Below are 10,493 nucleotides of genomic sequence, written 5' to 3'. Positions count from 1 at the left end.
TGCGGTGAAGATTCGACACCTCCACCACACACGGGGGCCTTCGCCACGATCAAGACCGACCCGCGTTAACAACGCTCGTGATCAATACACCTAGTCACCAATAGCGTGGCTGAGGCAAGTGGGGGTACAGCGAGGCACACGCGCGCCCGCCCGGTTGGCCGTCCCGCCATCGTGGCTAACTGTCTTCGGCTGAGGTCCGTGCCACAACCGTGCCAGATGCATGAGTCAGCCGCGGTCAACACCGGTGCCCGCGGTCGAGTAACTGCCCGCTTCCTCGGCCGACGAACCCGCAGCTCAATTCACAGATCACCCAGCCTCTCTCCTAAAGCGGGCGTCGCAGGTTCGAACCCTCCCCGCCGCAGTAGCGCCCTTCCCCAAGCACGCCGACCTCCCATGGTCGACCTGATGGAGACGGTGCCGACCGCTGGGTATCAGCAGGTCACGGATGGGGTGTGCTGGAACTGCTGTGGACGGTTTGCGCGTTTTGATCTCACGGGTACCAGCTGTTTTCTACGCTGGTTCCCCTCGCAACCGTATGACTGGGGATCGAGTGACTGCGGACATTGGGCAGTTGGTAGAGCAGGCTGGGCCGTATCTGACCACCGCTGTCGCCGCGTACGGCGTGGCTGTGTTCACCCGGATGGAAAGTGCGGCCGCGGACGCCACAGCAAACCTGGGTCGGCGACTTTTGCAAGCAGTTTGGCGCCGGCGTGACGACCAGGGGCGGGCGGAACTGGAGGTCGCCGTCCAAGAGGCAGCCGAAGCACCGGACGATGAGGATGCGGCGGCGGCTCTGCGTCAGCACATCAAGCGTGCTCTGCGTGACGATGCCGAGCTGCTGGCGGAGCTGGCCCCCATGCTGCCTGCGGCCGGTGAGACAGTACATGTGACGACGTCGGGTGAGCGATCCATCGCAGCCAAGACGATCGGGACGGCCGTCACCGGGGACAACACAACGGTCAACCTATGACGGACAGCGCGATGCCCCACGGAGGCGGTCCGCAGGCAATTGGGCTGCGGTCCATGGCGGTGGGTGGCGATGTGGGTGTGGCAATCACCGGCGATGGTGCCCAAGTGGTGATGCTGCCAGCCGCGGCCGTGGGCTGGGCTAAGGAAACGGAAGCACCACCGGGGTCCGGGAACCTCCCCAATTCGGCATCCGGCGTGTTTGTCGGACGAGAGAGTGAACTCACCGAGCTGCGCCGCCTCCTGGCAGCCGAGGGCGAGGCTGCCGTTATCCAGGTGTCCAGGACGCGGGCCATCCACGGGCTGGGCGGTATCGGCAAGAGCACACTCGCCCTTCACTACGCCCATGCTCACCGGCGCATGTACACGCTGGTGTGGTGGATCAACGCCGCGAGCACCGAGCAGATCATCGCCAGCCTCGCCAGCCTCACCACACGACTGTGCCCGCAGTGGGCCGCCACCACAGGCGTACATGAGCGGGCAGCGTGGGCGATCCTTTGGCTGCAATGGCATCCTGGCTGGCTGCTCGTCTTCGATAATGTCGATCGCCCAGACGATCTGCGCCATTACCTTGGCGCCCTCCCTGACGGGCATCACCTGGCCACCAGCCGCACCGCGACCGGATGGCATGCCATCGCTCCCACCATGTCCCTGGGCTTGCTCGCCCCCGAGGCAGCCATCGCACTGCTATGCACCCTCGCTTTGGGAGGAAGTCACAGCCCCACGCCTAGACAGCGCCAGGACGCCGCGGCCCTTGCAGCCGATCTCGGCCACCTTCCCCTGGCACTCGAACAAGCTGGCGCCTACCTCTTCGAGACCGGCACCTCCCTGGCCGACTACCGGGAGATGCTGAGCGACGTAATGGATACGGCTGTGGGAGGGATCGATCCCGAACGCACCATCGCCCGCGTCTGGCACCACACTCTGGCCGCCATTAAGCAACGCAATCCGCAGGCCATCACCCTCCTCAGCGCTATGGCCTGGCTGGCACCCAGCGACATCCCCCGCAGCCTGCTCGCCCCCCTCTGCCCCGACCCCCGCAGCCTCGGCGAGGCGTTGGGCACTCTGCACGCGTACAACATGATCTCCCATAGCGCCGACCGCCAGGCCGTCAGCGTCCACCGCCTAGTACAAACCGTATTGCGTAAAGTCGGATCGCCGGATGGAACGCCGCAGGGGAGACGTGAGGCCGAACATGTAGTAGGCCGCCTCCTGTACCCAGATAGCGCCGACGCGGCGGCGCCTTTGGAGGAGTGGGGGCAGCTAATCGAGCACGTGATTGCTCTCGCTTCCAGCACTCCTGCTGCCTACGCTTCCAAGCAACCTCCCAAGTTCTACCAACCTGTCATCACTCATCTACATGAGCAGTGTCAGGACGCGCGCGCCATCCCTCTTCATGAGGCCATGCTTGCCCGATGTGAAGAGGTTCTAGGCGACAGCCACCCCTACACTCTGGCCAGTCGTGGAAATCTTGCCCATGCCTATCAAGTTGCTGGGCATATACGCCGCGCAATCAGCCTGAATGAAAAGACTCTTTCTCAACGACAGCAGGTCCTGGGAGAAACTCACCCCTCGACCCTAGCCAATCGCAATAGCCTCGCCTACGCCTACTCTGCGGTGGGAGAATGGGAGCGAGCTATTATTTTGTTTGAGATCACCTTATCTCAACGGAAAGAAGCACTAGGTGACGAGCACCCCTCTACCCTGACCAGCCAAAACAATCTAGCCTACGCCTACGAGGCAGTAGGGGATCTAGGGCGGGCCATCCCTATGTTCGAGGATTCGGTGGCTAAGCACGAGAAGATTCTTGGTTATGCGCACCCCCAGACACTCTACAGTCGAAACAACCTTGCGCATGCGTACGAGGCGAATGGGAACCTGAAACGTGCCACCTCCCTCTACGAGAGCACTTTGACAGATCGTGAGCGAATCCTGGGCGCCACCCACCCTCACACCTTGCAAAGCCGGAACAATCTCGCCCACGCATATCAAGGGTCGGGAAATTTCGCGCGGGCCCTCCCGTTGTTTGAGACCACCCTCGCTCAACGCGCACAAGTCCTAGGAGATACTCACCCTGACACCCTGATCAGCCGCAACAACCTTGCCTTCGCTTACAAGGAGACAGGGGATTTAGATCGGTCCATCCCTCTCCTGGAGAGCGTCGTCACCCAATGGGAACAAGTCCTGGGAGAAACCCATCCCGACACCCTAAACGGCCGCAACAATCTCGCGACTGCTTACGATGCAGCGGGAGACTTAGATCGGGCCCTGCCTTTGTACAAGGCGACACTTGCTCAACGCGTAGAAGTCCTGGGAGATACTCACCCCGACACCCTGATCAGCCGCAACAACCTGGCCAGCGCACACTTTGATAGCGGCGACCTGGCCCGAGCCATCCCGCTGTTTGAGGCAGTCGTTACCCAAAGCGAGCAGATCTTGGGCAATATGCATCCTTATACCCTGCTCGGCCGTAGTAACCTCGCGAGCGCTTATGAGTCAGCAGGAGACTTGGAGCGGGCCATCCCTCTGTTTGAGGCCGCCCTTGTTCAACGCGAGCAAGTCCTCGGGGACACCCACCCGCACACACTGACTACGCGCAACAACCTGGCCAGCGCCTACTTCAAGGCTGGCCAACGGGACCGGGCAATCGTTTTATATGAGCTCACCGTGGCTCAAAGTGAACAGGAGCTGGGCGACACCCACCCCGACACTTTGATCAGCCGCAGCAACCTCGCCCACGCACGCCAGGCAACCCAGGCAGGACAGCAAGGAGGCACGTTACCGTCTACGGCCAAGACCGAGCCGGGCCGTCCGAGGGCGTTCGATAGCGGCCAATGACCACCAACGACGACCACTAGAAGTACGAGCCCACCGCCCATGACCAGCAAAAACCCGGCTGACCAAAAGCCCCAGCAGGACCCAGAGCAAAGGGACATGCCTCAACTCGCCCATTGAGACTCTGCCGACTTGGCGACGGGATAGGCGTCATCTTGCAACATCAAAACTATACAGACGAATGAGTAGCCAACTCAGGGGGGAAATGGGCTACATGAGTCAAGAAGTGACGGCCTTACTGGGCGTAGGTACTGGCGCGCTGGCCACCGTCGGTGCAGCCGTATTGGCATATTTTGCCGCCCGCCGACAAGCGAGTGACCAGGGTAAGGTCGCGCATCGGAATACGCTTCGGGCCGAAAGACGCGAGGCATATGCAGCGCTCCTGGGGGTAGTTGAGCCGCTTAACCCCTTGTCTACGCGTTTCATGCTCGCCGAGCTCGAATCGCTCCCCGCTCCAACGTACACAGCCCTAGAGCGGGCCATAAGCGACTGCGACATCGCCATCCACGAACTAAGTAAGGTCCAAACGCTGATCGATATGGCAGGACCCGATGAGGCATCTCAGGCGTCAATCTTGGTCTGGGGCTCAGCAAGCAATCTGCGCAGTTTTCTACTGGACATCCAGAGGGGTGACATTTCAGCAGATTGTTACAGAGAACACCGTGAGGAGCGAATGAGCGAAATTAGTGATGCGCTTCTCCGATTTACGAGAAGCGTCCGGCTTGTTTTGGAAACCTCAGACTGACAGTCCCCGCGATAGCGGAGTGCAGCGCCCAGCGCTACCCTGAGGCCATTCTGAACGGTCAGTTCCCTCATCAAGGTCCACGGCCGGCTCGCCGAGCGGCCCCGCTGCCGTGCCAGATCGTGCAGGGAGCTAGAAGATCGCAGCTTCCCAAACTGAGGGCCGACCGCCAACCTTGACCTGGTCCACCCACCTTGATCGACTGGGCTCATGGCTACGGACCCCAGCGAGTATGAGAAGGCAATGCCACTCGTGGCAGCCCACCTCGCGAAGATCGAGCGTGCAGTCGACCGAACCCGCGCCTCACACGCTGGACAGCCGTATGCGGCAGTGCATCAGGCACTTGTCGAAGACTACAACGCGAGGATGCTCAGCGTGTCGACCCGCAGGTCGTCGATGAACTGACGCGACAGATCTCCGAGACCCCGGTAGGCCCTGTGTCTGACATCCACGGCGCCGAACAGGAGCGCACACCAGCAACTCTGTCCGGCCGTCGGACCAGTCAATGACAGCCGCCGGAGCGACCTTGGATCGAATTCCTAGAAGCGGTGCTCAGGCAGCCGTGGCCTATCCGTGGCCTCGGCCCGCACAATCTGCCGCGTGCAGAGCTGTGACCTGTGGCGTTCCCCGGGACCCATGCGGCCTCCGGAACCGTGTGCGGGTCAAATCCTGCTGGCGCGCTTCGCGTGAGTGGCGTGTGAGCCAACAGGCGATATCTGCACGCTGCCTCACGGCGGCCCCGTCGCCGATCGTGCGATTGGAGCTACCAGCCGCCCGTCACCTCTTTCTGCCAACGGCTCCATCTGCCACCAGACCGGTCGCGAAATCTGTGACCTGGCTAAGGGGGCATCTTACGCTGGCGCGATCCCCAATCGGTCGGCCTAGCCCCGCCACTCCGCTTCCCTTACGTAGCATCCTGAATACTTTCTAGAGGCCATGGCTTTGGGCATGTCATTGCGCCAATAAAAAATGTCCTGTCGACTAGCTCCGTCGCGGATTTCATCAACGGCCTTCTTTGAAATAATTAGGCAGAAGTTCTTCGTCACTGGACTATGGTTCCCTGATCGACTCAACTGAAGCGATCCTTCATAGCGACCTGACTGGAAACTCCAGCCGTCAGCCTGGAACAAGAAGGTCGGCTGCTGAGGTTTATCCTGACTTACAAGGAACGGGGCGGGATCGCCCGACCATCTATACGAGATCCATTCCGCGGTGGGGTCGAAGTTCCATGCGCCAACCTCTTTCCAGTAGAACACTGGTTTTTCCGAGGAGGAAATCGATCCGACGGGAGCCAGGTGTAAACGCGCGTCACGAATAACCTCGACGTCCTGGGTTTTGATTCTGGTGGACACTGTCGGCTGAAGATAGAAGTGGGTGTCCTTGTCCACCAGTCCAATGCGCATGAGATGAGGAAGTGCCAGATCGATTTCAGGTTTCTTTTGAAGTTCCGTGAAGTTATAGAGTGAAAATGCTAGGGCCACTACACCTGCGGCCGTAGCAGCCCATTTATGCACGGCGTCGATACGCCCCCGCCGGGACGTCGTCTCGTCATCGCTATCAACCATGCCCTTACCTTGGCCAAGATCGAAGCCCTCAACCAGTCGCGCTGCTCCATATGGCGAGCAAAATCAACACCCAGTCGGCGCGTTCACTCGTCCTGCGACGAGACAGGTCACACAGCAACCTCAGAGGGCATCCCAGGCAGCAGTGGTAGCCAACGTCCACGGCCTCGCCTGTTGATTTACGGCTGGAGGGCACGAGCTGGGGCACACCCGCAGGGGCAAGCCCGGGTCCGAGTGGCCGAGGTACGCGGCGAGGGACTTCTCTCCGGCGTTAGCGGGGCTGGGCCGGTGGGGGTGCAGCGAGGCATACGCGTGCCTGGTCGGTCGGCACGCCTGCCGTCGTGGCTGACTGTCGTCGACTGAGGTTCGTGCCACTGCCGCCCCAGATGCAGGGGTCAGCCACGGTCAACGGGGGTGTCTCGCGGTCGAGTTCTCGGCAGCCTGACTAGGTATCGAAGCTCCAGGTCAGCGCCCCCTCTCCCCCGCGTCTCTCCTAAAGTGGTTGTCCAACCCCGTCACTGAGTCCACACCCGCTGGAACTCTTCAGCCGGGATGGCTTCCAGCAGGTCCTCCTCAGGGTCGAGCGCCTGGTCTGTCTGCAAGCCGTGTTCGTCCTCCAGATGCTCCCAGCTGTATCGGTGGAGCTGGCCGGCCGGGGTCAGCTCGGCCTGCTTGATGGCGATCAACTCACCGCGGTCGGGTGCGGCCTCGAAGTACCACAAGCCGCCGTCCTCGTCACTGGCGCGGAAGTGGTCCCGCAGGGTGGCACTCTCATCGAGTGCCCGGAAGTACGCCACGGTCTCTGCTTTAATGCGCTCCAGGTCAACCACGCAATCATCGTGCCAGCGAACGCGCGCGATTCGCTCCGCTCTGACATCCACGCGTGCCATCAACGACCCCGGACGTCAGCAGCCCTGGGCAGCCCGACACGGCCAGTGTGAACGGGTGGTTCCCGGCAGGCCGAGGAGCGATCGAACTCCTAAAGCAGTGCTCTCCGCGTCAAAGCGAGGTTGTGAAGCCGGCGGACTCGTCGAGGTGAAACGCGGAGCCCGGAACCGTCGGAGTCCAACCCTGACGCAGGGCAACGCGCACAGCCGCGGCAACGTGGGACGGCAATACCGGCTCAGCCTCGTGACCGATCCAGTTGCTCGAATGCGGCTGGTCGGTGGTGACCACGAGCGTCTTGCCCGGGGTGTCCGCATGCTCGACCGCGAACGTGCACGGCGACCAGGCCAGGCCCTGGAAGTACGTCGGTTTGCCTCGCAGCCGCCAGCGGTAGACCGTGCTGTCGACAACGATCCGTCGTGACCCCTTGCGGACCAGTGCCATGATTCCCCCTTCAACAGCGCAGATGCTAGCGAGTCCGGTCCCGCTGTCCGTCTCACTTTCCGTCTCATGCAGCGCCGTTCGCGGGCGTTCAGACGGGACCGAAGACCGTGGCCGCTCCGGCGACCAGCCGACCGTGAACGCAGGTGAACGGCCCTGTACGCGGCCCTGTGAGGCACCAACACAGGTGGGAAGCGTGCGTTTCGAAGAGCGCTCGACGTACCGACCCGCGTGCACCGGCTCGCTCGATGCCGGCGGCCATGCGCCCTGCCCTCTGCAAGCAAACTGTCCCAGGCTGGACGCCCAGACCCGGGGCGGACCATTGGGAGGGGCAGGGGCCGTGGGTGAGTGGAAGCAGGGCAAGTGTGGTTGGCCGACCGACCGAGGCAGCTGCCGCAACAAGACGATGAAGGGAACGTCGCGTTGTTACCTCCATCAAGGTGACTGGACAAAGCGCGGCCAGGCCGAGCTGAGGAAGAGGGCGAGCAAGCGCCGCAAGAAGTGAGCCGAGTCGCGGGGTGAGTGTCCATTTGTGTGACAGCGCCGACCAGCAAGGGCGGACGAGCTCGAACGTCTGCGGACCGTCATCGCAAGTGCTCTCCACACCAACCCAAGGCCAGGCACCCGCCCAAGTTGCTTCGGCACGAAGAGGTCGTCACTCAGGGTGCCGCCCATGCGCTCCCGCCGTCGGAACTCACTCTGGCCGACGGTCGGCAGCGTGGCTCAGGCCGGCGGGGGGACAACAAGGCATACGCGTGGGTGGTCGGTTGGCACGCCCGCCGTCGTGGCTGACTGTCGTCGATTGAGGTTCCGACGGCCAGGCGTGAAGGTCCCTGGCACCGGTAGGCGGCGCATCGGTCGGGGCCCGCAGAGAACGCGACGGGAGGGGAGCCCGGATCTGTGCTCGGGTTCCCCTCCCGTCGGGGAGGCCTATCGAGGGCGGGCGCCCCTCACGCCCCTCGTTCAGATGCTGTGTGGTTCGCTCGCCGCCAGGCGGTGACCGCGGCTGGTCGCGACGCGGAGGACATCTCGCAGGGCTCCGGTGAGTTCTTGTGCCAGGAGCTGCACTTCCTGCGGATCCGCGTCACCGTCGTCGAGGGTTTCGGAGGCCTCCTCCAACAGGTCTGCAGCCGAGTCGAGTTGGTCTGCCTCGATGCCGTCGGCCAAGCGGGCCATGAAGCCGCCCCAGTCATCGGTACTCAGGTAACAGGGCTTGTCCTCCGATCCCGACCAAGGGAGGAGCCGCAGTTCATTACGTGCCGTCATCCTTGCGTCTGCCTTTCATCGGTCGTGTGGTGGGTGGTGAAGACCATGTCGACGCGGTCCCCGGGGAACACCAGGTGGGCGGCTTCGACGATGCGGCCGGTGGTGTCGGTCGCGGCGCGGGTGATCGCGAGGACGGGTGAGGCTGAGCTGATCCGGAGAGCCGAGGTCTCGTCAGGCGTCGGCGGGCGAGCGCACACCGTCTCCCGGATGGTGGCCGGCGGTGGGCCGAGGACGGCAAATCTCGATACCGCCTCCCTGCACATGGACTCGTCGTCGAACACGCTGGCCGGGACCAGGTCACTCGGGATGTAGATGTGGGCCATCCCGTGCGGGGCGTCTCCTTCGAGGCTGACGCAGAGGAACTCGGCGAGGGGGCTGCCCGTCGGCACCTTGAGCAGGGTCGTGAGGTGCCCGTGAGCCTGCACCGTCGTACTTCGGACAGTGACGCGCAGAGAGGCTTCGGCGGCGGTCCAGGGGTCCAGCGTGCCCCAGCCGCCGACGTACACCGTCTTGCGGCTACGGCGGCGGACGAAGTTTCCCTTTCCGTGGATCTTGTCGACGAGGCCTTCGCCCTGGAGCACGGCCAGTGCGCGCCGCAGCGTGACCGTGCTGACCTTGTACCCATCGGCCAATTCGGCTTCGGAGGGCAAGCGTTCACCGGCCTTCAAGCCGCCCGCCGTGATCTTGCGTCTCAGTTCGTCGGCGATCTCGTGATGGCGGGAAGGCATGGCCTCCGTCACCGCCTTCTCAGCGGCCGTACGGCGAGGAGCCGGGTCCGCGTGTGGATGGTCAGCAGCTCGCCCGAGTCGAGGACCAGTTGCTTGGCTCCGCCCGGAAGCTGAAAGAGGTCGTGCACGCGGCAGGGCCGGCCGCCGAGTTGGATGATGTCGCCGCGTTGCACTGTGGTCGAGGTGATTTCGATGTTGGCGACCAGCATGCCGCCGGGGCTCCATCCCTTCACCGGTTCACCTCTGTGGAGGCAGCCTGGTCAGCCACCGGGTGGCAGGGGCAGTCACAGGCCTCGTAGATCACGGGGAGGTCCACCGGGGGCGGTGCAGGAGCGAAGTCCGCACAGGCGAGGTGGGTTCCGATGCGGCAGTGGGCCGAGCGGTAGGGGGCGGGCGAGGCGCTCGAAACGTGCGGTTGTCGGCGAGAAGACATCATCGGACCCCCGCGAGGGACGACCATGCTTCGGCCGACAGACGGGGAGCGACGACCACCGGACGGAGTCGTGCACGCTGCTCCCAGGCCAGAACGTACGGACGGACGAGCGCGACGTCCTCGCCCGCGAGCGAATACCGGCGCGGTGTGCTGTCGGAGGCGTCGGAGACACGGCACAGACTGAGCGTGGGCGCGTCCGGGGTGGTGGAGGAGCCCGGCAGGGACGGTAACGAGCGGCGATGCCGGCCCTTTCGCCCTCTGGTGAGGGCGACAAGCCGGCGGATACGGTTGAGCACGCTGATCAGCTCCTATCGCTGATTGCCCGGTCCCCCGACATCGCCCGTCGCGGGGACCGCTTTGCGTACGACCGCCCAGAGGGTGCGGCCGTTCATGCTGGTGGCGAGGAGGCCGAAGCGGTCGGCTTCCGCCACCACGTCCAGGACCTCCCGCCATGACTCGGCGGAGAGCGCGTCCGGCACCTCCGCTTCCATCGACGTGTGCCGGGGGTGTTCCTCCACTCGCGTGAGCAGCCCGAGGGCGGACAGCCGGGCGGCGAGGGCCGCCGCGCTAACTCCCGAAGCGGGCACAGGGCAGCCTCCGTCACCAGCGATCACTTTGAGTGAAGCTAGTTAACT

Annotated in this window: 9 protein-coding genes; 2 read left to right on the top strand and 7 right to left on the bottom strand. The window is 63.6% G+C overall.

The window, feature by feature from the left end:
* Positions 1-550: 550 nt before the first annotated feature.
* Together ACIOC0_RS35595 and fxsT are read left to right on the top strand one after the other, a co-directional pair.
* A complete protein-coding gene (locus ACIOC0_RS35595; protein ID WP_402160251.1) occupies positions 551-970 on the top strand; it encodes a hypothetical protein in 420 nt (139 codons plus the stop codon).
* 53 nt (positions 971-1,023) lie between these two features.
* Positions 1,024-3,804 carry an FxSxx-COOH system tetratricopeptide repeat protein gene (gene fxsT / locus ACIOC0_RS35590; protein WP_402160249.1) on the top strand — a complete coding sequence of 927 codons (2,781 nt, stop codon included), beginning with the start codon at positions 1,024-1,026 and terminating at the stop codon, positions 3,802-3,804.
* A 1,620-nt stretch (positions 3,805-5,424) separates the two neighbouring features.
* Here fxsT and ACIOC0_RS35585 read toward each other — a convergent pair.
* The 7 genes from ACIOC0_RS35585 to ACIOC0_RS35555 form a co-directional block, all read right to left on the bottom strand.
* Complete coding sequence (locus ACIOC0_RS35585; RefSeq protein WP_402160247.1) at positions 5,425-6,108, bottom strand: hypothetical protein; 684 nt, start codon at positions 6,106-6,108, stop codon at positions 5,425-5,427.
* 512 nt (positions 6,109-6,620) lie between these two features.
* Entirely contained in the window at positions 6,621-6,935 is a 315-nt protein-coding gene (locus ACIOC0_RS35580; RefSeq protein WP_402160244.1) for a hypothetical protein, read from the bottom strand.
* A 169-nt stretch (positions 6,936-7,104) separates the two neighbouring features.
* The gene (locus ACIOC0_RS35575; protein ID WP_402160242.1) at positions 7,105-7,434 is read right to left on the bottom strand and encodes a hypothetical protein; all 330 of its coding nucleotides are present in this window, start codon (positions 7,432-7,434) and stop codon (positions 7,105-7,107) included.
* 960 nt (positions 7,435-8,394) lie between these two features.
* Positions 8,395-8,697: a hypothetical protein gene (locus tag ACIOC0_RS35570; RefSeq protein ID WP_402160240.1), complete on the bottom strand. Its 303-nt coding sequence runs from the start codon at positions 8,695-8,697 to the stop codon at positions 8,395-8,397.
* Positions 8,694-9,425, bottom strand: coding sequence for a GntR family transcriptional regulator (locus ACIOC0_RS35565; protein ID WP_402160238.1), 732 nt, complete (start codon positions 9,423-9,425; stop codon positions 8,694-8,696). The genes ACIOC0_RS35570 and ACIOC0_RS35565 overlap by 4 nt, the downstream gene beginning before the upstream one ends.
* 8 nt (positions 9,426-9,433) lie before the next feature.
* Complete coding sequence (locus tag ACIOC0_RS35560; RefSeq protein ID WP_402160293.1) at positions 9,434-9,634, bottom strand: hypothetical protein; 201 nt, start codon at positions 9,632-9,634, stop codon at positions 9,434-9,436.
* Between the two features lie 532 nt (positions 9,635-10,166).
* On the bottom strand, positions 10,167-10,445 hold the full coding sequence (locus ACIOC0_RS35555) for a hypothetical protein (protein WP_402160236.1): 279 nt from the start codon (positions 10,443-10,445) through the stop codon (positions 10,167-10,169).
* Positions 10,446-10,493 lie beyond the last annotated feature (48 nt).

The sequence above is a fragment of the Streptomyces sp. NPDC088254 genome (assembly GCF_044740925.1).
Lineage (GTDB): Bacteria > Actinomycetota > Actinomycetes > Streptomycetales > Streptomycetaceae > Streptomyces.
The sequence above is the reverse complement of the archived record's forward strand: the minus strand, read 5'-3'. Positions and strand labels throughout refer to the sequence as shown.